This is a genomic window from Pseudomonas citrullilanati, from assembly GCF_030580855.1.
Lineage (GTDB): Bacteria > Pseudomonadota > Gammaproteobacteria > Pseudomonadales > Pseudomonadaceae > Aquipseudomonas > Aquipseudomonas citrulli.
The window spans coordinates 84,100-104,408 of sequence record NZ_JAUQOP010000001.1; the positions used below are offsets into that span (position 1 = coordinate 84,100).

General features: G+C 64.4%; 19 protein-coding genes. 8 read left to right on the forward strand and 11 right to left on the reverse strand.

All coding sequences use genetic code 11. The features are described 5' to 3' along the window. Positions 1-40 precede the first annotated feature (40 nt). Both Q6A48_RS00300 and Q6A48_RS00305 read right to left on the reverse strand, forming a co-directional pair. Complete coding sequence (locus Q6A48_RS00300) at positions 41-436, reverse strand: YbaN family protein (RefSeq protein WP_304550997.1); 396 nt, start codon at positions 434-436, stop codon at positions 41-43. An 8-nt stretch (positions 437-444) separates the two neighbouring features. Beyond that, positions 445-1,032, reverse strand: a complete 588-nt coding sequence (locus Q6A48_RS00305; protein WP_030141133.1) for a UPF0149 family protein — start codon at positions 1,030-1,032, stop codon at positions 445-447. Between the two features lie 270 nt (positions 1,033-1,302). On the opposite strand from Q6A48_RS00305, the gene recQ reads away from it, so the two are divergent. The 3 genes from recQ (at position 1,303) to Q6A48_RS00320 (ending at position 6,094) form a co-directional block, all read left to right on the forward strand. Continuing rightward, a complete protein-coding gene (recQ, locus tag Q6A48_RS00310) occupies positions 1,303-3,429 on the forward strand; it encodes a DNA helicase RecQ (protein WP_304550999.1) in 2,127 nt (708 codons plus the stop codon). Between the two features lie 117 nt (positions 3,430-3,546). After that, the gene (locus Q6A48_RS00315; RefSeq protein WP_304551001.1) at positions 3,547-3,981 is read left to right on the forward strand and encodes a MarR family transcriptional regulator; all 435 of its coding nucleotides are present in this window, start codon (positions 3,547-3,549) and stop codon (positions 3,979-3,981) included. Between the two features lie 100 nt (positions 3,982-4,081). After that, a complete protein-coding gene (locus tag Q6A48_RS00320; protein ID WP_304551003.1) occupies positions 4,082-6,094 on the forward strand; it encodes a FimV/HubP family polar landmark protein in 2,013 nt (670 codons plus the stop codon). A 148-nt stretch (positions 6,095-6,242) separates the two neighbouring features. On the opposite strand, the gene Q6A48_RS00325 is transcribed toward Q6A48_RS00320, so the two are convergent. Then, positions 6,243-8,444 (reverse strand): patatin-like phospholipase family protein, encoded by a 2,202-nt coding sequence (locus Q6A48_RS00325; RefSeq protein WP_304551004.1) that lies wholly within the window; start codon positions 8,442-8,444, stop codon positions 6,243-6,245. Positions 8,445-8,512: 68 nt separating this feature from the next. Between Q6A48_RS00325 and Q6A48_RS00330 the strand changes: the two genes are divergently transcribed. Continuing rightward, a complete protein-coding gene (locus Q6A48_RS00330) occupies positions 8,513-8,800 on the forward strand; it encodes an Rdx family protein (protein WP_304551005.1) in 288 nt (95 codons plus the stop codon). Here Q6A48_RS00330 and Q6A48_RS00335 read toward each other — a convergent pair. Together Q6A48_RS00335 and Q6A48_RS00340 are read right to left on the reverse strand one after the other, a co-directional pair. Further along, positions 8,794-9,684, reverse strand: a complete 891-nt coding sequence (locus Q6A48_RS00335; protein WP_304551006.1) for a DMT family transporter — start codon at positions 9,682-9,684, stop codon at positions 8,794-8,796. The two genes, Q6A48_RS00330 and Q6A48_RS00335, sit on opposite strands and share 7 nt — an antisense overlap. A gap of 138 nt (positions 9,685-9,822) precedes the next feature. Continuing rightward, positions 9,823-10,569, reverse strand: coding sequence for a helix-turn-helix transcriptional regulator (locus tag Q6A48_RS00340; protein ID WP_304551007.1), 747 nt, complete (start codon positions 10,567-10,569; stop codon positions 9,823-9,825). A 134-nt stretch (positions 10,570-10,703) separates the two neighbouring features. Between Q6A48_RS00340 and Q6A48_RS00345 the strand changes: the two genes are divergently transcribed. Beyond that, on the forward strand, positions 10,704-11,522 hold the full coding sequence (locus tag Q6A48_RS00345) for a UDP-2,3-diacylglucosamine diphosphatase (RefSeq protein WP_304551009.1): 819 nt from the start codon (positions 10,704-10,706) through the stop codon (positions 11,520-11,522). Between the two features lie 59 nt (positions 11,523-11,581). Here the strand turns inward: Q6A48_RS00345 and Q6A48_RS00350 are convergent, their stop codons facing one another. Both Q6A48_RS00350 and Q6A48_RS00355 read right to left on the reverse strand, forming a co-directional pair. Beyond that, positions 11,582-12,169, reverse strand: coding sequence for an HD domain-containing protein (locus Q6A48_RS00350; RefSeq protein ID WP_304551010.1), 588 nt, complete (start codon positions 12,167-12,169; stop codon positions 11,582-11,584). Between the two features lie 21 nt (positions 12,170-12,190). Further along, complete coding sequence (locus Q6A48_RS00355; protein WP_304551011.1) at positions 12,191-12,502, reverse strand: Mpo1-like protein; 312 nt, start codon at positions 12,500-12,502, stop codon at positions 12,191-12,193. 137 nt (positions 12,503-12,639) lie between these two features. On the opposite strand from Q6A48_RS00355, the gene Q6A48_RS00360 reads away from it, so the two are divergent. Then, positions 12,640-13,701, forward strand: a complete 1,062-nt coding sequence (locus tag Q6A48_RS00360; RefSeq protein WP_304551013.1) for an AraC family transcriptional regulator — start codon at positions 12,640-12,642, stop codon at positions 13,699-13,701. On the opposite strand, the gene Q6A48_RS00365 is transcribed toward Q6A48_RS00360, so the two are convergent. Continuing rightward, on the reverse strand, positions 13,658-15,112 hold the full coding sequence (locus Q6A48_RS00365) for a TrkH family potassium uptake protein (RefSeq protein ID WP_304551014.1): 1,455 nt from the start codon (positions 15,110-15,112) through the stop codon (positions 13,658-13,660). The two genes, Q6A48_RS00360 and Q6A48_RS00365, sit on opposite strands and share 44 nt — an antisense overlap. A gap of 165 nt (positions 15,113-15,277) precedes the next feature. Here Q6A48_RS00365 and Q6A48_RS00370 point away from each other — a divergent pair, with 165 nt between their 5' ends. Continuing rightward, positions 15,278-15,841, forward strand: coding sequence for an NAD(P)H nitroreductase (locus tag Q6A48_RS00370; protein WP_304551016.1), 564 nt, complete (start codon positions 15,278-15,280; stop codon positions 15,839-15,841). Positions 15,842-15,968: 127 nt separating this feature from the next. Here Q6A48_RS00370 and Q6A48_RS00375 read toward each other — a convergent pair whose 3' ends face one another. The 3 genes from Q6A48_RS00375 to phhA form a co-directional block, all read right to left on the reverse strand. Then, the gene (locus Q6A48_RS00375) at positions 15,969-17,162 is read right to left on the reverse strand and encodes an amino acid aminotransferase (RefSeq protein ID WP_304551018.1); all 1,194 of its coding nucleotides are present in this window, start codon (positions 17,160-17,162) and stop codon (positions 15,969-15,971) included. Continuing rightward, entirely contained in the window at positions 17,162-17,518 is a 357-nt protein-coding gene (locus tag Q6A48_RS00380; RefSeq protein WP_047737665.1) for a 4a-hydroxytetrahydrobiopterin dehydratase, read from the reverse strand. Before Q6A48_RS00380 ends, Q6A48_RS00375 begins: the two co-directional genes overlap by 1 nt. A gap of 96 nt (positions 17,519-17,614) precedes the next feature. Beyond that, entirely contained in the window at positions 17,615-18,400 is a 786-nt protein-coding gene (phhA, locus tag Q6A48_RS00385) for a phenylalanine 4-monooxygenase (protein ID WP_304551026.1), read from the reverse strand. A 282-nt stretch (positions 18,401-18,682) separates the two neighbouring features. Here phhA and Q6A48_RS00390 point away from each other — a divergent pair, with 282 nt between their 5' ends. Then, a complete protein-coding gene (locus Q6A48_RS00390) occupies positions 18,683-20,242 on the forward strand; it encodes a sigma-54-dependent transcriptional regulator (protein ID WP_304551028.1) in 1,560 nt (519 codons plus the stop codon). Positions 20,243-20,309 lie beyond the last annotated feature (67 nt).

The following is a 20,309-nucleotide window of genomic DNA, read 5'->3' on the forward strand; positions in this document are numbered from 1 at the left end:
GATAAATCCCCTCGCCACAGGGGGAGCGTCGAACCCAGAGTCAAGGCTTGCGCAGGGTCTTCTGCCTGAGGATGTAGACCGTCACCAGCACCGCACTGGTGAGCATGAACCCGCGCGCCCACGGCAGGGGCACCAGGTAGCAGGAGAAGAGGATGCTCGCCCACATCAGGCCGATGGCGTAGACCTTGCCCTTGAGGGGGATGCCCTGGCCGCTGAGGTAATCGCGGATCCATGGGCCGAGACGGGGATGTTCCACCAGCCATTGGTAGAAACGCGGCGAGCTGCGCGCGAAGCAGGCCGCGGCTAGGAGCAGGAACGGGGTGGTCGGCAGCACGGGGACGAAGATGCCGATGACCCCCAGCACCACGCTCAGCCAGCCGATGGCCAGCAGGGCGTAGCGCAGGATCAGCGGCCGGTTGCCAATAGGCGCGGGCACCCGGTCACTCAGTGGTGGCGAGGCTTGAGGATCGCCGGTTTCTCGTCCGGTGCGTTGCACAGCAGGTACAGCGCGGTGAGGGCTTCCGGGATCTGCACGATCATGTCGTCCATCAGGTTGGCGTCGGCGGCGATGTCGGAAAACTCCGGTTGCTCGTCGAACAGCCCGGAACCGACCATGATCGGCAGCAGCATTTCGCTGACTTCCTCTTCGGCGGTTTCGAACCAGGCGGCTTCGCGCAGGAACACGCCTTCCATGAAGCCGATGCACCAGCCACGCAGTTCCGAATCGTCCGGGTCATCACCCAGGTCCAGTTCGCATGGCAGCTCGAATTCCTCGTCGGACGCCAGCTGGCGGGCGATGTGGGCCTTGAGGCCGACCAGCGTGGCTTCGATCTCGGCGCGTTGGGCTTCGTCGCTGTAGTGCGGCTCTTCGGCGAACAGGGCGTCGATCCATTCACGGTCCGGCACCGGTTCGGAGCAGATCGACAGGGCGGTCAGATAGCCATGAGCGGCCACGTAATCCAGCGCCTCTTCGTGCAGCTCATCGGCGTCGAGGAAGACTTGCAGGCGGGTCAGTTGCTCAGCGAAGGACATTACGGGCTACCTTGGGGAATAAACAATGCGGGAATTCTAGGCCTTCTTGCGCGCCCAGGCCAGCCGCGTGGCGTAATTGCCTTGCCGGCTTGCCTCGATCACCTCTTGTCAGCGGCGCCCTTTGCAACGAAGGCCTCGGGTATACTGCCGCGTTTTGTGATGCCCTGCGGCGTCCCGCCGGTTCGAAACGCGCCCTTACGATTTGCCGGAGCAGCGTTTGTGATTCTGAACCAGCCTTGCAGGGATGTTTCGGTGATTTTTGGAGTTTCTATGCTCGAACAGGCTCAACGCGTCCTCAAGGACATCTTCGGCTACGACAGTTTCCGTGGCCGCCAGGGTGCCATTATTGAGCGCGTGGCCAGCGGCGGCGATGCCCTGGTGCTCATGCCCACCGGCGGCGGCAAGTCCTTGTGCTTCCAAGTGCCGGCGCTGTTGCGCAACGGCCTTGCGGTGGTGGTTTCGCCGCTGATCGCGTTGATGGACGACCAGGTCGCGACCCTCGAGGAACTGGGTGTCGCCGCCGCCTCGCTGAACTCCACCCTCAGTGCCGAGCAGCAGCGGGACCTGGCGGCGCGGATCAAGCGCGGCGAGGTGAAAATGCTGTACCTGGCACCGGAGCGCCTGGTGCAGCCGCGCATGCTGGCGTTCCTGCAAAGCCTGGAAATCGCCCTGTTCGCCATCGACGAAGCCCACTGCGTGTCCCAGTGGGGCCACGATTTCCGCCGCGAATACCTGCAACTGGGGCAACTGGCGGAACTGTTCCCCGACGTGCCGCGCATCGCCCTGACCGCTACCGCCGACAAGCGGACCCGCGAAGAGATCGTCGAGCGCCTGCACCTGCAGAACGCCGAGCGATTCCTCTCCAGCTTCGACCGTCCGAACATTTTCTACCGCATCGTGCCCAAGGAGCAGCCGCGCAAACAATTGCTGGCATTCCTCGCCGAGCGGCGCAGCGATGCCGGCATCGTCTATTGCCTGTCGCGCAAGAAGGTCGATGAAGTGTCGGCCTTTCTCTGCGAGCAGGGGTTTCCGGCGTTGCCCTACCACGCCGGCCTGCCCAACGACCTGCGGGCCTACCACCAGAAGCGCTTTCTCAACGAAGAAGGCCTGATCATGGTGGCCACCGTCGCCTTCGGCATGGGCATCGACAAGCCGAACGTGCGCTTCGTCGCGCACTTGGACCTGCCCAAGTCCCTCGAGGCCTATTACCAGGAAACCGGTCGTGCCGGTCGCGACGGCCTGCCTGCTGATGCCTGGATGGCCTACGGCCTGCAAGACGTGGTGATGCTCAAGCAGATGCTGCAGAACTCCGAAGGCGATGAGCGGCACAAGCGCCTGGAACAGCACAAGCTCGACGCCATGCTGTCGTTGTGCGAGGAAACCCGTTGCCGCCGCCAGACCCTGCTGGCCTATTTCGACGAAGACATGCCCCAACCGTGCGGTCACTGCGACAACTGCGTCGACGGCGTGGAAACCTGGGACGCCACCGAGCCGGCCCGCCAGGCGCTGTCGGCGATTTTCCGCACCGGCCAGCGCTATGGCGTGGGGCACCTGGTGGACGTATTGCTGGGCAAGGACAACGAGAAGGTCCGCAGCTTCGGGCACCAGCACCTGTCGGTCTACGGCGTGGGCAAGGCCCGCAGCGAGAGTGAGTGGCGGTCGCTGTTCCGCCAGCTCGTGGCGCGGGGCCTGGCCGACATCGACCTGGAAGGCTATGGCGGCCTGCGCCTGACCGAGAGCTGCCGGCCCTTGCTCAAGGGCGAGGTCACCCTGGAACTGCGTCGCGACCTCAAGCCGGCGACGACGGTCAAGAGCAGCAAGAGCCAGGCCAGCCAACTGGTGCGCGGCGAAGAGCGCGAGCAGTGGGAAGCGTTGCGGGCCCTGCGCCGCAAGTTGGCCGAAGAACACGGTGTGCCGCCGTACGTCATCTTTCCCGATTCGACGCTGTTGGAAATGCTCCGCAGCCAGCCCGCGTCCCTGGCCGACATGGCCCGGGTCAGCGGCGTGGGTGCGCGCAAGCTGGAGCGTTACGGCGAGGCCTTCCTCCAGGTGCTCGGCGGCGAGGCCGAAGCGCCGGTGGCGGCGGTCGACGTACGTCACGAGCTGATCACCCTGGCCCGGGCCGGCATGACGCCGCTGCAGATTGCCGGGCAATTGCGGTGCTCGGAAAAGAATGTCTACACGATGCTGGCCGAGGCCATCGGCCAGCAGCAATTGTCCCTGGAACAGGCACTGGACCTGCCCGAAGAATTGATGGGCGAGGTGCAGGACGCGTTTCTGGATGGCGAAGGCGAGCTCCCGTCGGTATCGGAAGTGGCCGCACTGTTTGTAGGGCGAGTGCCTGAAGGCGTGCTGTATTGCGTCAGGGCTGCCTTGCAGTCGGAATTTGAAGTCTGATCAGTGAGTTAAGCGCCTTTAACGATTCACTACAGGGCAGGCCTTGCTTGAATCCGAAGCTCATGCTTAGCTGACTAATAATTAGTATTTTCCTATTTCAGATCTGATGAGTTTTTTATGCCGTTAACCGATCAACACCGATTTGGCATGCAACTGGCGCAAATGTCCCGGGGCTGGCGCGCCGAGCTGGATCGTCGCCTGGCCGGGCTGGGCCTGTCCCAGGCACGCTGGCTGGTCCTGTTGCACCTGGCGCGTTTCGAACAGGCGCCGACCCAGCGCGAGCTGGCCCAGAGCGTAGCCGTCGAAGGCCCGACGCTGGCGCGCTTGCTCGATAGCCTGGAGACCCAGGGCCTGGTGCAGCGCCAGGCCGTGGCCGAGGATCGTCGGGCGAAGAAGATCGTGCTGTGCCCGCCGGCCCGGCCGTTGATCGAACAGATCGAAACCATTGCCACGCAACTGCGCCGTGAATTATTCGAAGGGATCGACGAAGCGGACATGCGCGTGTGCATGCGGGTCCACGACAGGATCCTGGCCAACCTGGAAAAATCCTGAGGCATATCGGCGGTATCCGACTTTTGAGATTCGGCCGTTAGCGAACTATAACCAGTACTGAGCAATCGTATTGGATGCGTTCGAATCGAAAGGGATACCCATGCTTGAAAGTCTGCAGTTCACGTTGCGCAGTGGAGTCAACGTGTTGGTCGTCGTGGGGGCATTGGGGTATTCGGCCCTGGCGTCTGCGCTGGGGCTGGGCGAGATCACGCTTCATTCCGCGTTGAACCAGCCATTGCGTGCCGATATTGCCCTGGTGGATGTCGCCGGGCTCGCCGAAGGCGACCTGTCGGCCAGCCTGGCCAGCCCGGACGATTTCAGTCGCGCTGGCGTGGAGCGGGTATTTTTCCTCAACAACCTGCGCTTTACCCCGGTATTGCGAGGCGAGCGCAGCTACATTCGGGTAACGTCCAGCAAGCCGGTGGAGGAACCGTTCCTCAACTTCCTGGTGCAGGTCAGCCAGCCCAACGGGCGCTTGCTGCGCGAATTCACCGTGCTGTTGGACCCGCCCGGTACGCCGGGTATCGTGCCGGCCAGCGACGAACCGGCCGCCGCCTCGCAATCATCGCTGTCAAGCCAGGCCGCGCCGGCCGTCAAGCCACCCCCCGCGACCCAGGGCAAGCGCTACACCGTCGTGCAGGGGGACAATCCCTGGATCATCGCCAAACGCCTACACGACGCCGGCAGTCCTGGCTCGGTCAACGCGCTGATGCAAGGCATCCAGGCGCTGAACCCTGGGAGCGACCGGCTCTCCATCGGCCAGCGCCTGCTGTTGCCCGACTCGGCCGTGCTGCCGTCGGCGCAGGATCCTGCCGTCGGCGCCGTCCCTTCCAACGAACAGTTGGCCGCCAGCGTGCTGCAAAACCAGCAGCAACAGAAAACCATCGACGAACTGCAAGCCCGGCTCCAGGCCCAGGACGAAGAAATCGCCGGCCAGCGCCAGCAGATCAGCGAATTGCAGGCACGCCTGGCGGAGTCCGCCCCCGCGCCTGCGGTGCCCGCCCAGGCGCCCGTACAACCTCCGGCAGAGGCGCCGACGGCGGAGGTCCAGCCCGCTGCGCCGCCAGCCGCCGAGCCGCCGGAGCCGGACGGCATCGACTGGCAGTGGGTGGCCGGGCTCGTCGCCCTGTTGGGGTTGCTCGGGTTGTGGGCATTCATCCGTCGCCGCCAGCAGGCGCAGGTCGAGACGGTGCCGATGCCCGAACGTCCCGCCCCGATACTGGAAGACGCGGTCGAGCCCTATGCATCGCCCCTCGACAAGGAGCCGCCCGAGGCCGCCACCGCCTTCAATAATGGCGATACGCCGCTGGGGGATGTGCTGGAAGGGGTCGGGATCTACCTGACCTACGGCCGGTTCACCGAGGCCGCGGGGTTGTTGCGCGCGGCCTTGCTGGCGGAGCCGGAGCGCACCGACCTGGGCCTCAAGTTGCTGGAGGTATTGGGCAGGCAGGGCGATGTCATCGGTTTCCAGGCCCAGGAGCAGCATTTGCTGGCCCAGGGCGTCGACGCCGAGGTGCTGGAAGGCATTCGCGGGCGCTACCCCAAGCTGGCTGTCATTCCCGCTGCCGTCGCAGCCCCCGTCGTGCTCCCGGCACCGGTTGCCGAACTCGAACCGCCACCGCCACCGCCACCGCCGGCCCCGGCGCCCCAGCCCGCGCCCTTGCCCAGCGATGAATTCGAACTGGACCTCGACGCGCTGTCCCTGGAAACCAGTTGGGACCTGGCCGACGTCCCACCGGCGCCCTCTGAAAAAGTGCCGCCGTCCGCCCCCGGCGACTTGTCGCTCTCGGCCTTCGGCGAGCCGGAACTGCAATGGGAGGCGCCACTGGAAACTGAATCCCTGGACGATGATTTCCTCGACAGCTTTGCCGATGAAGAGCAGTCGCTGGAGCTTGAAGCATTGCCCTTTGAATCGGGCGACCTTGAATCCGATTCCCTCGAATCCATTTCCCTCGAGCCCCAGGCGCAAGCTTCGGTCAAACTGGAACAGGCGCAGAACTGCATCGACGAGGGCGACCTGAAGACCGCCATCTCATTGTTGGAGGAGTTGCTCGAAGAGGGTGACGAGCCCCTCAGGCAAACCGCCCGGGTGTTGCTGGCCGGGATTCGCTAGGCGCTGGCTGGGTGGTGGCTTGCAGGCCTCTTCGCGAGCAGGCTCGCTCCCACGGGGATTGTGAACACTGATCTTTTGTGGGAGCGAGCCTGCTCGCGAAGGCGCCCACCCTGGCCGCCACCCAACCGGGCAAAAACCACCGCCCCCTTCAAAACGTCTGCCCCAGGTTCAGGTACACCGCCTGCTCGTCATCGTCGTTGAAGCCGTAGCTGAAGTTCAGTGGCCCCAGCGGCGTGTCGAAGCCGAGGAAGACGCTGGCGGCATTGATGTAGCCGCTGTCGAATTCATTGTCGTTGTTCCAGGCCCGGCCGCGCTCCAGCGAGCCGCCGATGTACAAGGGGAAGTCCAGCGGCAGGTAAGCCCGCGGCGTGAGTCGGCGGTAATACACGGCGCGCATCAGGCTCATGTTCTGGCCGGAGATGCCATCTTCGCGAAAGCCCGACAATTGTCGTGCGCCCCCCAGGACGAAACTTGAAGTCACGATCTCGGCGGTGTCGAGTGTCCGCCCATAGCGCCCGCCGAGGATGAAGGTGTCCGGACCGCTGCTCAGGGCCTTGTCCAGCTTGAACTCCCACTGTCGATAACGCTGGTCGGACCCCAGGCCCGGTTCGTACTGGCGCCAGGTCAGGCCGATGTCCTCGCCTTCATGGGGGAAATACACGTTGTCGAAGGAGTCGAACGAGTACTTCAGTTCATAGAAGCCCTCATTGAAATTCTCGCTGGGTTGGTCGTGGTCACCGATGCGCACATCCGCCTTGCCCCAGGCCTGGCCGACACCGAGGCGGACCTCGCCGCTGTTACCGATCTGACGACCTACGTTGAGGCCGAAACCATAGCGTTCGACGCGATACTGGGCGATCGGATCGTTGTCCAGGATGGCCTCGACGTTGCGCGATTCGAATTGACCGTAAGGCGCGATGAAATAGCGCGAGCCGACGTCCAGCGGCTGGTAGAACTCGCTGTACAGCTCTTGCCTGTCGCCAATCTGCGCCCGTGTCAGCCATTCGGCACCCAGGCGATTGATCCCGTTGACCCGGTAGCTGGCGCCGAGGTTGAAGGCGCTGTCGCCGCGCATGTCGTCCGACAGGCTCAGCCCCAGCCGCAGGTAGTCGGTGCCGGTGCGTTTGCCCCGGGCGTTGATCACCAGCGTATGGTCCTGGCCCTTGCGTACCACGCGGTACTGCACTTGCTCGAAATAATCCAGGCCGTACAGGGTGCCCATGTCGGACTGCAGGCGCCCCAGGTCCAGCGGTTCGCCGATCTGCTGGCGAATGTAGTAGCGAATCACGTCGTCGCTGACCTTCGAGTCGTTTTCCACCCGGATCGCGGTAATGACCGGCGTGCGTTCGCTCGGCGTGCGCGCCGCCATGAGTTGCGCATCCGGCGGCTCGACAGGGCGCAGGTGCGCGAGGCGGGGTTGGAGGATCTGCGTGGCGCGGTAGCCGGCATCGATCATGTCCCGGGCGCGACCGAAATCGGTGGAGCCGAAGCTCGCCAGGGCTGGCTGGATCAGCACGTCGTCCTTTTTCAGTGTCGCCAGTTGTTCTTCGGAATTGCGCCGGGTCATCAGGGTGGTCGACTGGTTCAGCACGTCGACCACCGTGACCAGTTGCTTGCGACCGCGCAGGGGCGTGCCGATGTCGACCACGATCGCCACGTCCACGCCCATTTCCCGGGCCACGTCCAGCGGGATGTTGTCGGCCATGCCACCGTCCACCAGCAGCCGGCCGTCCAGTTCCACCGGGGCGAACACCGCCGGGATCGACATGCTGGCGCGAATGACCTTGGGCAAGTGGCCTTTGCTGAACACCACTTTTTCGCCGCTGGCGATGTCGGTCGCCACCGCGCGAAACGGGATCGGCAGTTTGTCGAAGTCGCGGGTGTCGCTGGCGTGGGCCAGCAGGCTCTCCAGCAGCAGCGCCAGGTTCTGGCCCTGGATCACGCCCAACGGCAGGCCGAGACTGCCGTCGTCACGGAAACTCAATTTCTGTTTCACCAGGAAATCCCGGTCATCCTGCTTGCGCCGAAACGGCACGTCCTTGCGGGGCGGGGCGTCGGACAGCGCCTGTTGCCAGTCGATGCCCAGGGCCAGTTTTTCCAGTTCGTCGATCTTGTAGCCCGAGGCGTACAAGCCGCCGATCACCGCGCCCATGCTGGTGCCGGCAATGGCATCGATCTTGATGCCTTGTTCCTCCAAGGCCTTGAGCACACCGATGTGAGCCAGCCCTCGCGCCGCGCCGCCGGACAGCACCAGGCCGATTTTCGGTCGCGAGGGTTCCACGGCGGTTTCTTGGGCGTGGCCGAACAAGGGCAACAGCAACAGGAGCAGGCAGGGCAACAGGCGGCGCATCGTCAATCTCGGGCGAACGGCAAAGGCGGTATTATACCGGCGCCCTCGACCCCAGGAGCTCAGCCGCCATGACCGAACACAAACCGGAAATCGTCATCACCTATTGCACCCAGTGCCAGTGGCTGCTGCGCGCCGCCTGGCTAGCCCAGGAACTGCTCAGCACGTTTGCCGACGACCTGGGCAAGGTCGCCCTGGTGCCAGGTACTGGCGGGGTCTTCCACATCAGTTGCGACGGCGCGCAGCTCTGGGAACGCAAGGCCGACGGCGGTTTCCCCGAGGCCAAGGTGCTCAAGCAGCGGGTCCGCGACCAGATCGACCCGGCGCGGGACCTGGGCCACAACGACCGGGTTCAGTGAGACGCGGCTTCGGTACCGACCCGCGCTTTCTTCGAGCCGGCCACCTGGCTCGACACGACGATGGCAACGATGATCACCGCGCCCCCGATCAGCATGCGCAGCGTCGGGTTTTCATCGAACAGCAGCCAGGCGATGGTAATGCCATAGACCGGTTCCATGGCGAACACCACCGCCGCCGTGCGCGCCTTGATCACCGCCAGGCTGGCGACGAACAGGCTGTGGGCCAGGCCGGTGCAGAACACCCCGAGCAGGGCGATCCACAGCCAGTCGGCCGGGCGCACGCCGCCCAGTTGCGGCGCGGCCACGGGCAGCAGGCACAGGCCGACCACCACGTTCTGGCACAGCGCGGCCTGCACCGGCGGCACATGCGCCGAGCCGGCGCGGTTGGCCAGCGACAGCAGCGAGAACAGCAACCCCGAGGCCACGGCCCACAACAGGCCGGTGGTGGCGCCGCTGGCCAGGTCGAAATCCGGCGTGACCAGCACCAGGCCGATGCTCACCAACACCACCAGCAGAATCTCGTTGGCGCGGATCCGCTCGCGGAAAACCAGCCCTTCGAGCAGCACCGTGAAGGCCGGGAAACTGGCGAACCCCAGCGTCGCGATCGCCACGCCGGCGACCTTGACCGCGATGAAGAAACTCACCCAATGGCCGGCCAGCAGCAGCCCGCCCAGCACCAGGCGGCGGCCGTCCGCTGCCCGCAGTGCCTGCCAGCGGGTCAGGCTGGCGAAGCGGGCGAACGCCGCCAGGGCCAATACGGCGAACACGGCGCGACCGAACACGATGACCGCCGGTGAAGCGGCGGCGAGCTTGCCGAACACGCCGGTCAGGCCAAACATGAGTGCGCCGATGTGCAGGGCGCCGAGGGCGGTACGGGGAGTCATTGCGGTCCTTGAAGGGGTGGCCCGATAAAAAAAACAAAACCTGTGGGAGCGAGCAGGCTCGCTCCCAGGTCTCGGTATTTAAACCCCTGGCAGCCTCGACGTCTGTCGCGATCCTGGCGATTTTTAGCGCCAGGCTAGCTAGCGGCGCCGCAGCTTGCCCGGCGAGGCGCCGAATTCGCGCAGGACGGCGGCGGCGAAGGCGCTCTGGGAACTGTAGCCGACGCGATGGGCGATCTCGCCGATGGGCAGGTCGCTCTCGCGCAGCAGCGCCACGGCCTTGTGCAGCCGGCGGCTGCGGATGTAGTCCATCGGGGTCTGTCCACATTCGGCGACGAAGCGGGCGTGCAGGCGCGCGCTGGAGAGCCCGGCCACCCTAGCCAGGTCGGCCACTTGCAGCGGATAGCCGGCGTATTGGTCGATGTGCGCGTCGAGGGCGGCGAAGGGCAGGCGCCGGCCGCCGGGTGCTGGCGGGCGAATGCCGTTGAGGCTGGCCAAGAGCAGCACCGCACCTTGCTGGCCGATCAGCGGATCGTCCACCGGGCTGGCCGCCAGCCAACTGACCAATTGGCTTTGTCCCGCGTCCAGTGGCAGGCGCGCGCTGCTGTCGAGCAGTCGCCGGCTGGCGTCGGCGTGATCCCCCAGGGATTGCCCGAGCCATTCATCGCTCGGTATGTCCAGCACCAGGCAGCGGCTGCCACGGGGGCTGCCGCAGGCATGGTGGGCCCCGGCCGGCACCACCACGAAGCTCTGCTGCATCACCTGGCTGCCGCGACCGTCGACTTCGAAATCCAGGGCGCCCGACAACCCGAACACCAGTTGGGCGTGGTCATGGCTGTGGACGATCAGGTCGTGGCTGTAGTGGCGTAGCGTGAGGATCGGTCTCATCGCGGTCTCCCTGTGCAGGCCGCCAGTCTACACCGGGCGCGCGCGACCTCGCGCTGTCATGTAATCGACTTGTGCTTGTCATGGGCCATTAACCGCTGGGGTGCACAGTGGGAGAAACGATCAGGGGGTTGCCCATGACCAGCGCCGAGCTCGCCAGACCCAGCCGCAAACAGCGTGTCCGCACCCTGTGGATCTCCGATGTGCACCTGGGGACCCGGGATTGCCAGGCCGAGCACCTGTCGCAGTTTCTCAAGGGCTATCACGCCGACAAAGTCTACCTGGTAGGCGACATCATCGATGGCTGGAAGCTGCGCAGCGGCATGTACTGGCCCCAGGCCCATACCAACGTCATTCGCCGCTTGCTGACCATGAGCAAGCGCGGCACCGAGGTGATCTACGTCACCGGCAACCACGACGAGTTCCTGCGCCGCTATTCGAAGCTGATCCTGGGCAATATCCAACTGGTGGACGAGGCCGTGCATGTCACCGCCGACGGTCGGCACCTGCTGGTGATCCATGGCGACCAATTCGATGTCATCACCCGCTATCATCGTTGGCTGGCGTTCCTCGGCGATTCGGCCTACGAGTTCACCCTCACGCTCAACCGCTGGCTCAACCACTGGCGGGCCCGTTATGGCTATGGATACTGGTCGTTGTCGGCGTACCTCAAGCACAAGGTCAAGACCGCCGTCAGCTTCATCAGCGACTTCGAAGAGGCCATCGCCCACGAATGCGTGAAACGCGAATTGCATGGCGTGGTGTGCGGTCACATCCACCACGCCGAAATTCGCCAGGTGGGGGGCGTGGAGTACCTCAATTGCGGCGACTGGGTCGAGTCATGCACAGCGTTGATCGAGCATTGGGACGGCTCGATCGAACTGTATCGATTGGCGGATGCCCAGGCACGGGCGGCGTTGGTCAAGGCGGAGTTGAAAGTGACCGAGCCTGCCTAAGCCATACACAGTTGTGACGAGGGGGATAAATCCCCTCGCCACAACTGTGTAGGTGTCGATCAGGCGGGTGCATCCGCCATCGCCGCCTTGTAGATCGACTGCTTCGGCGCGGCGAATACCCGTTCCAGCATCGGCTCGAAGAAGCTCAATGGCAGCGTGTCGTAGTCGGCATCGAACGCCGCTGCATCGTACAGGGCGCAGAAATCGAGGGTGGCCTGGTACTGCGGGTGGTCGCGAAACTGCTCGCGCAAGTGCCGGTCCATGCCCAGGTGATGGAAGAAGTAATAGCCCTGGAAGAGCCCGTGCTTCTCCACCATCCACAGGTTTTCGGCGCTGACGAACGGCTTGAGGATCGCCGCCGCGATGTCCGGGTGGTTGTACGAACCCAAGGTGTCGCCGATGTCGTGGAGCAGGGCGCAGACCACGTATTCCTCGTCCCGCCCGTCACGGTATGCGCGGGTCGCGGTTTGCAGGGAATGGGTCAGGCGGTCCACCGGGAAGCCGCCGAAATCGCCGTCCAGCAGCTTCAGGTGCGCCAGGATCCTTCCCGGTAGCTGCCGCGCATAGGCGCTGAAGTCGGCCGCGATGATCGCCCAGTCTTCCCGGGTGCCATCCTGCATGTGGGTGAAGCGTGCATGAGTGCTCATCGACAATCCCTTGGTTGATGACTAGAACGCGACCCGGCCCAGCATCATGTCCCGGTACATGATGAAATCCCCGAGCAGGCTGTAGAGCGGGTGCTGGAAAGTGGCCGGGCGGTTCTTCTCGAAAAAGAAGTGCCCGACCCAGGCAAAGCCATAGCCGGCCACTGGCAGGGCCAGCAGCCACCCGGCGCTGCCGACGACGACCGCCACGGCGACGATCAGGATGACCAGGGAGGTGCCGATGAAGTGCAGGCGTCGGCAGGTGCTGTTGCTGTGCTCGCCCAGGTAATAGGGGTAGAACTCGGCGAAGCTGTTGAATGATTTGACCTTTCCCAAGACGGCAGGCTCTTTGAGAGTTATTGTCCTTGCAAGTCTAGAGCGCTCGCCTGCATCGGCCAGTGACAATGAGGGCCAGTCTAGTATCCTTCGCAAATCCGGCCGCAGCACGCGGCTCTTCGTGCAAGTGATCCGTCATGAGCGAACGAACGACTTCTTCAAGCTGGGCGATGGGGATTGTCAAGGCGCTGGAAATGGACGGCCTCGATTGTCGGGCGCTGTTCAAGCAACTGGGGCTGGATTTCGATGCCCTGGACGATCCGGACGCGCGCTTTCCCCAGGATTCGATGACGCGGCTCTGGCAACGGGCCGTACAGCTTTCGGGCAACCCGGCCATCGGCCTGAACATGGGCAAGGTGGTGCGCCCGGCGTCTTTCCACGTGGTGGGCTACGCGTTGATGTCCAGCCGGACGCTGGTGGAAGGTTTCCAACGGTTGGTGCGTTACCAGCGGATCATTGCCGAAAGCGCCGAGTTGAGTTTTCGTCAGTTCGAAGAGGGCTACGGGCTGATCCTGACGGTGCATGGTGATCATCTGCCGCCCACCCGCCAGAGTGCCGAGGCCTCCCTGGCCTGTGCGCTGGCCCTGTGCAACTGGTTGACCGGCCGCGCCTTGCGCCCGGTGAAGGTGCTGTTCCAGGGCGCGGAGCCGGCGGACCTGGCGCCTTATCACCAGGCGTTTCCCGCGCCGCTGGTGTTCAGTGCGCCCTATGACGCGCTGATCCTGGAGCGCGGCGACCTGGAAGCGCCACTGCCCACGGCCAACGAAGCCATGGCGAGGCTGCACGACCGGTTCGCCGGCGAGTACCTGGCGCGGTTTTCGGAAAGCCGCGTGACCCACAAGGCGCGGCAGGTGTTGTGTCGGTTGCTGCCCCAGGGCGAGCCCAAGCGCGATGTGGTGGCGCAGACGCTGCACCTGTCCCAGCGCACCCTGCAACGCCGCTTGCAGGAGGAGGGCACCAGTTTCCAGAGCCTGCTGGACGACACCCGCCGCGAACTGGCCGAGCAGTACCTGGCGCAACCGGCCATGACGTTGCTGGAAATCGCCTACCTGCTGGGCTTTGCCGACCCGAGCAATTTTTTCCGGGCCTTTCGCCGCTGGTTCGAGACCACCCCCGGCGAATACCGGGCACGGCTGGCGAGCGCGACGAAAGCGGTCAGTGACGCCAGAACGCCGGGATACACAGCACGAACACCGTGATGATCTCCAGCCGGCCCAGCAGCATGCCGCCGGAGAGGATCCACTTGGCCGCATCCGGCAGCGGCGCGAAGTTGCCCGCCGGGCCGATGGTTTCCCCCAGGCCCGGGCCGACGCCGGATACGGTGCTGGCGGCGCCGGTCAGGGCGGTCATCCATTCCACGCCCAGCAGCGACAGCAGCAGGGCGATCACGCAGATGGTAATGGCGAAGAAGAACGAGAACGTCAGGATCGAACGGACGATTTCCTCGTCGAGGCGGTGGCCGTTGTACTTTTGCTTGATCACCGCGCGGGGGTGGATCAGTTGGTTGAGGTTGGCCCGCAGCAGGATGTAGGCGACCTGGAAGCGGAAGATCTTGATGCCGCCGGCCGTCGATCCCGAGCAGCCGCCGACGAAGCCCAGGTAGAAGAACAGCATCAGCGAGAAATTGCCCCACAGGCTGTAGTCCCCCAGGGCGAACCCGGTGGTGGTGACGATGGATGTCACGTTCAGCGCCACGTGGCGCAGTGCGTCCAGCCAATGCAGGTCGGTGGTGGCCCAGTACCAAGTGCCGAGCACCAGCCAGGTGACCAGCAGCACGCCGATCAGCCCCTGGACCTGCTGGTCCTTGATCAGCGCCCGGCGATTGCCGCGCAGGGTCGAGACATACAGGGCGAACGGCAGGCTGCCGAGGATCATGATGACGATGGCCACCCAGTGCACGGCCGGTTGCGTCCATTTGGCCAGGGACAGGTCCGACGTGGAAAAACCGCCGGTGGAGATCGCCGACATCGAATGGTTGATGGCGTCGAACAGGCTCATCCCGGCCCACCACAGGGCCAGCGTGCCGAGGATGGTGATGCCGACGTAGGACGCCACGATCAGCCGTGCCACCATGTGTGAGCGGGGCATGACTTTTTCCGAGCGGTCCGACGATTCGGTCTGGAACAGCCGCATGCCACCGATGCGCAGCAACGGCAGGATCGCCACCGCCATGCCGATGAAGCCGATCCCGCCGAGCCAGTGCAGCAGCGAGCGCCACATCAGGATACCCGGGGACATGGTGTCCAGGCCGCTCAGCACGGTGGCGCCGGTGGCGGTGATCCCCGACATGCTTTCAAAGAATGAATCGGTATAGCTGATGTGCTGGGTCAGCAGGAACGGCAGTGCGGCGAAGATGCACACCACCAGCCAGCTGCTGACGGTCAGCAGGTACATGTCGCGCGGGCGCAGGTGAATGTGTTCCGGGCGCCCGGGCAGGACCAGGGCCAAGCCGGCGAGGAAGGTGATCATGCTCGACCAGAGGAACGAGGGCAGGTCGCTGGTGCGTTCGAACACCACCAGGGTGGCCATGGGCACGACCATGAAGATCGCCAGGGTGATCAGGAAGATGCCGATGATGAAACCAATGATCCGCAGGGTCGGCAACGCCATGAAGTCCGCTCGGGCTGAAAGGGGAAGGGCGCCATTCTACCGACGGCAGGCGGCATGTAAACCGCACCCGCCACGACGGGCCGGTACGTCGATGGGCCATTTTGCGCTGACGAACTGGCCGTACAGCCACTAGAATAGCCGGACATTTTTTCAGGGAGGTGGCCGATGCAGGCTCTCGACGCTTTGCTCAACCGTGTTTCCGTCCCGCGCCTGATGGAGCCGGCCCCTACGCCGGAACAGCGCGAGGTCATGTTCGCCGCTGCGATGCGGGCGCCGGATCACGGCCAGTTGCGGCCCTGGCGTTTCCTGACGGTCGAAGGGCAGGCGCGGCAGCGCATGGGCGAACTGTTGGCCGACGCGGCGCGGTTCAACGACCCGCTGGTGCCCGAAGCCGTCGTGGAAAAAGCCCTCAATGGCCCGTTGCGTGCGCCTCTGGTCGTGGTGGTGATCGCTCGCCTGCAGGACCATTTCAAGGTCCCGAAAGCCGAGCAGATGCTGGCGGCCGGCTGTGCGGCCCATGCGATCCTGCTGGCCGCTTATGCCCAGGGCGTTGGCGGGGTCTGGCGTACCGGCGAGCTGGCGTACTCCCCCCATGTGGCCAAGGGGCTGGGCCTGGAGGACGGCGAAGAAGTGATCGGCTTCCTTTACCTGGGCACCCCGCAGAAAGAAGCGCGCAGTGCGCCGAAGGAAGACACCCGTGAATTCGTCCGCGAGTGGACGGGCGTCTAACTGCGCTGAATGTCAGGCGGCATGCATACTGTGGCGAGGGAGCTTGCTCCCCCTGGACTGCGCAGCAGGCCCTTTGGCGGGCGCTGCGCACCTGAGCGGGAGCAAGCTCCCTCGCCACGGTTTCAGGCTATCTGCAAACGTCGGCGATCGCCTCGGCGAGGCGGTCCAGGCGGGTCGCGTCGATGCCCGCGACGTTGGCCCGGCCCGTGCCGACCATGTACACGCTGTGCCGCTCGCGCAACTGCCTGACCTGCTCCGGCGTCAGGCCGGTGTAGGAAAACATTCCGCGTTGCACGCCGATATGGGCGAAGCGCTCCCGCAGGCCGTGGGGTTCGAGGGCGTCCAGCAGGCCGCTGCGTAGCTGGGCGATGCGCAGGCGCATGGCCTGCACTTCGTCGGCCCACAGGCGTTTGAGTTGCGCGTCGCCCAGGATCGTCGCGACCACGGCGGCGCCGTGATCCGGCGGGGTCGACCACAGGTTGCGGGCGAGGTTGGCCAGTTGGCTGCGCACGTCCAGCAGTTTCCCGGCATCCCCGGCGCAGATGATCAGCGCCCCCGTGCGGTCGCAGTACAGGCCGAAGTTCTTCGAGCAGGAACTGCTGACCAACACTTCCGGCAGCGCCTGGGCAAACAGCCGCACCGCCCACGCATCCTGCTCCAGCCCCTCGCCGAAGCCCTGGTAGGCAAAGTCGATCAAGGGCAGCAAATCACGCTTGCGCACCACCTCGAGGACCTGGCGCCATTGGTCATGGCTCAGGTCGAAGCCCGTGGGGTTGTGGCAGCAGGCGTGCAGCACCACCACGTCGCCCTTGGGCGCCTGGTCCAAGGTCGCCAGCATCGCCTCGATATCCAGGCGATTGTCGGCGCCCACGTAGGGATATTGGCTGACCTTGACACCGGCCGTGGCGAAGATCGTCTCGTGGATCGGCCAGGTCGGGTTGCTCAACCACACCCCCCGTCCAGGCAGGCACTGGGCGATGAAGTCGGCACTCAGGCGCAAGGCCCCGGTGCCCCCCGGCGTCTGGGTGGCGCCGGCGCGGTTTTCGGCGATCAGCGGCGAGTCCGCGCCCAGCACCAGTTCATTGATCAACCGGCCGAACTGCGCATCGCCGTGGCCGCCGATGTAGGTCTTGGTGGCCTGGCGATCCACCAGTCGCTGCTCGGCCTGTTTCACCGATTCCAGGATCGGCGTCAGGCCCTGGGCATCCTTGTAGACCCCCACGCCCAGGTCGAACTTGCCTGGGCGTGGGTCCGCGCCGTAGGCCTCTATCAAGCCGAGGATCGGATCGCCGGGCACCCGGCCGATGGCGTCGAAATGCATTACTTGCGGCCCTCGGCGGTCTTGGCCACTTCATCGGTGCGTGCGGCCATGATGAAGTCGTTGCGGTGCAGGCCCTTGATGGAATGGCTCCACCAGGTCACGGTGACTTTGCCCCACTCGGTGAGCAGCCCTGGGTGGTGGCCCTCGGCCTCGGAGATTTCGCCGACGGCGTTGGTGAAAGCCAGGGCGTGCTTGAAGTTCTTGAACAGGAAGACTTTTTCCAGCTGCATCACGCTGTCGCGCACTTCAATGTTCCAGTCCGGGATCTGCTTGATCAATACCGGCAGTTCTTCGTCGCTGACTTGCGGGGCGTCGGCACGGCAGGCTTCGCAATGGGCTTGGTTCAGAGTGTTCATGGTGTGTTCCTGGATCGAAAAGTAGAACGTCGATGCGCCCACGCTAAAGCAAAGCGGCGCGGCGCAACAGACTCAATTGAGCTCGAAAAAAGCCATTCAGGCGGCTTTTGGCGGAAATTTCGGCGTGTGCAGGCCCAGTTCCCGGCCGCGCTTGACCAGGCTCATGATGTCTTCATGGGCCAGGTCGAACAGGCGCTTGAGCTCGGGCAGCACGAAGTACACCGGTTGCAGGATGTCGATGCGATATGGGGTACGCATGGCTTCCAGCGGGTCGAAGGCCTGGTGCTCGGGTTCGTCGGACAGGCAGTACACGGTCTCCTTGGGGGAAGACAGGATGCCGCCACCGTAGATGCGCCGGCCCTGGGGAGTGTCCACCAGGCCGAACTCGATGGTCATCCAGTACAGGCGCGCCAGGTAGACGCGTTCTTCCTTGGAGGCCTGCAGGCCGAGCTTGCCATAGGTGTGGGTGAATTCGGCGAACCAGGGGTTGGTCAGCAGTGGGCAATGGCCGAAGATCTCGTGGAAAATGTCCGGCTCTTGCAGGTAATCCAGTTCTTCACGGGTACGAATGAACGTCGCCACCGGAAACTGCTTGCTGGCCAGCAATTCGAAAAAGGTCTGGAAGGGGATCAGCGCTGGCACCCGGGCGACTTGCCAGCCCGTGGTTTCGCCCAGCACCTTGTTGATTTCGCCCAATTGCGGAATGCGATCATGGGGCAGGCCCAGCTTGTCGATGCCGTCCAGGTATTCCTGGCACGCGCGGCCTTCGATGACTTTCAACTGGCGGGTGATCAGCGTGTTCCACACCGCATGTTCTTCGGCGGGGTAGTCGATAAAACCTTGCGCATCGGGCTCGCGGGCCACGTACTGCGTCTGCTTCATGCTGTTCTCCTGCTGATTTCCCCTGGGGGGAAAGGCTTGTCTTGTTGTTATGTCCAGCGATGCATTAGAGATAACCCGAAGCAGGCGAATGTTCAGCCGGGCAGCGGCAAGGCGCTCGGCTGGGTGACGGGATATATGTAAAGTTTTCGTTACGTAGCGTCCGATGTTCCTACGCTGACGGGATTTTCTGGTGGGAAATGGCCTACAACTGTCACATAATCTTGACGCTTATTTGCACTCACTTTCAGAAAAATCCCTTCACACTAGCGACTGGGCCTCCTTATGCGTATCAAAGTCCATTGCCAGAACCGCATCGGCATCCTGCGGGACATTCTCAACCTGTTGGTGGAGTACGGCATCAACGTCGCCCGGGGGGAGGTCGGTGGCGAGCATGGCAATGCGATCTACTTGCACTGTCCCAACCTGATCAACATCCAGTTCCAGGCGCTGCGTCCGAAATTCGAAGGCATTGCCGGGGTGTTCGGCGTCAAGCGTGTCGGGCTGATGCCCAGCGAGCGCCGGCACATGGAGCTCAATGCCTTGTTGGGCGCCCTGGAGTTTCCGGTGCTGTCCATCGACATGGGCGGCTCCATCGTCGCGGCGAACCGGGCGGCGGCGCAGTTGCTTGGGGTGCGGGTGGATGAGGTGCCGGGGATTCCACTGTCCCGCTATGCCGAGGATTTCGACCTGCCCGAGCTGGTGCGCGCCAACCAGTCGCGGATCAATGGCCTGCGGGTCAAGGTCAAGGGCGATGTGTTCCTGGCCGACATCGCGCCCTTGCAATCGGAGCATGACGACAGCGAGGCCATGGCCGGCGCGGTCCTGACGTTGCATCGTGCCGACCGGGTCGGCGAGCGTATCTACAACGTGCGCAAGCAGGAACTGCGTGGCTTCGACAGCATCTTCCAGAGCTCCAAGGTGATGGCGGCGGTGGTCCGTGAGGCCCGGCGCATGGCCCCGCTGGATGCGCCGCTGTTAATAGAAGGCGAGACCGGCACCGGCAAGGAATTGCTGGCGCGGGCCTGTCACCTGGCGAGTCCGCGCGGGCAATCGCCGCTGATGGCGCTCAACTGCGCCGGGCTGCCGGAGTCCATGGCCGAGACCGAATTGTTCGGCTATGGCCCCGGCGCCTTCGAAGGTGCCCGGGCCGAAGGCAAGCTCGGCCTGCTGGAGCTGACGGCGGGGGGCACGTTGTTCCTGGATGGGGTCGGGGAAATGAGCCCGCGCCTGCAAGTGAAATTGCTGCGTTTCCTGCAGGACGGTTGCTTTCGCCGGGTCGGCAGCGATGAAGAAGTGTACCTGGACGTCCGGGTGATCTGCGCCACCCAGGTGGACCTGTCCGAACTCTGCGCCCGGGGAGAATTCCGCCAGGACCTGTACCACCGCTTGAACGTGCTGTCGCTGCACATCCCGCCCCTGCGCGAGTGCCTGGACGGACTGACGCCGCTGGTGGAGCACTTTCTCGACCAGGCCAGCCGCCAGATCGGCTGCGCCTTGCCAAAACTGGCGCCGGCCGCGATGGAACGCCTGAGCCACTACCATTGGCCGGGCAACGTCCGGCAACTGGAAAACGTGCTGTTCCAGGCGGTTTCCCTGTGCGACGGCGGCAAGGTCAAGGCCGAGCACATTCGCCTGCCGGACTACGGCGTGCGCCAGCCCCTTGGCGACTTCTCCCTTGAGGGCGGGCTCGATGAAATCGTCGGGCGTTTCGAGAAAGCGGTGCTGGAGCGCCTCTACTCCGAGCATCCCAGCAGCCGGCAACTGGGCAAACGGTTGGGGGTGTCCCACACGACTATTGCCAATAAATTGCGCGAATATGAGGTGGGTAAAACCGAGTCATAGCTGCTTGCTCTCGGTGGCCATGCGGGCCTCATCGCGAGCAGGCTCGCTCCCACAAGGTTAATGAGTG

Bases quoted from the DNA above. Each gene is read 5' to 3' on its own strand.
- Q6A48_RS00345 (WP_304551009.1), top strand. From the start codon at position 10,704: ATGACCAGCGCCGAGCTCGCCAGACCCAGCCGCAAACAGCGTGTCCGC.
- Q6A48_RS00365 (WP_304551014.1), bottom strand. From the start codon at position 15,112: ATGGCGTTGCCGACCCTGCGGATCATTGGTTTCATCATCGGCATCTTC.
- Q6A48_RS00320 (WP_304551003.1), top strand. From the start codon at position 4,082: ATGCTTGAAAGTCTGCAGTTCACGTTGCGCAGTGGAGTCAACGTGTTG.
- Q6A48_RS00380 (WP_047737665.1), bottom strand. From the start codon at position 17,518: ATGAACACTCTGAACCAAGCCCATTGCGAAGCCTGCCGTGCCGACGCC.
- Q6A48_RS00390 (WP_304551028.1), top strand. From the start codon at position 18,683: ATGCGTATCAAAGTCCATTGCCAGAACCGCATCGGCATCCTGCGGGAC.
- Q6A48_RS00315 (WP_304551001.1), top strand. From the start codon at position 3,547: ATGCCGTTAACCGATCAACACCGATTTGGCATGCAACTGGCGCAAATG.
- Q6A48_RS00325 (WP_304551004.1), bottom strand. From the start codon at position 8,444: ATGCGCCGCCTGTTGCCCTGCCTGCTCCTGTTGCTGTTGCCCTTGTTC.
- Q6A48_RS00370 (WP_304551016.1), top strand. From the start codon at position 15,278: ATGCAGGCTCTCGACGCTTTGCTCAACCGTGTTTCCGTCCCGCGCCTG.
- Q6A48_RS00375 (WP_304551018.1), bottom strand. From the start codon at position 17,162: ATGCATTTCGACGCCATCGGCCGGGTGCCCGGCGATCCGATCCTCGGC.
- Q6A48_RS00350 (WP_304551010.1), bottom strand. From the start codon at position 12,169: ATGAGCACTCATGCACGCTTCACCCACATGCAGGATGGCACCCGGGAA.
- recQ (WP_304550999.1), top strand. From the start codon at position 1,303: ATGCTCGAACAGGCTCAACGCGTCCTCAAGGACATCTTCGGCTACGAC.
- phhA (WP_304551026.1), bottom strand. From the start codon at position 18,400: ATGAAGCAGACGCAGTACGTGGCCCGCGAGCCCGATGCGCAAGGTTTT.
- Q6A48_RS00330 (WP_304551005.1), top strand. From the start codon at position 8,513: ATGACCGAACACAAACCGGAAATCGTCATCACCTATTGCACCCAGTGC.
- Q6A48_RS00360 (WP_304551013.1), top strand. From the start codon at position 12,640: ATGAGCGAACGAACGACTTCTTCAAGCTGGGCGATGGGGATTGTCAAG.
- Q6A48_RS00335 (WP_304551006.1), bottom strand. From the start codon at position 9,684: ATGACTCCCCGTACCGCCCTCGGCGCCCTGCACATCGGCGCACTCATG.
- Q6A48_RS00340 (WP_304551007.1), bottom strand. From the start codon at position 10,569: ATGAGACCGATCCTCACGCTACGCCACTACAGCCACGACCTGATCGTC.
- Q6A48_RS00305 (WP_030141133.1), bottom strand. From the start codon at position 1,032: ATGTCCTTCGCTGAGCAACTGACCCGCCTGCAAGTCTTCCTCGACGCC.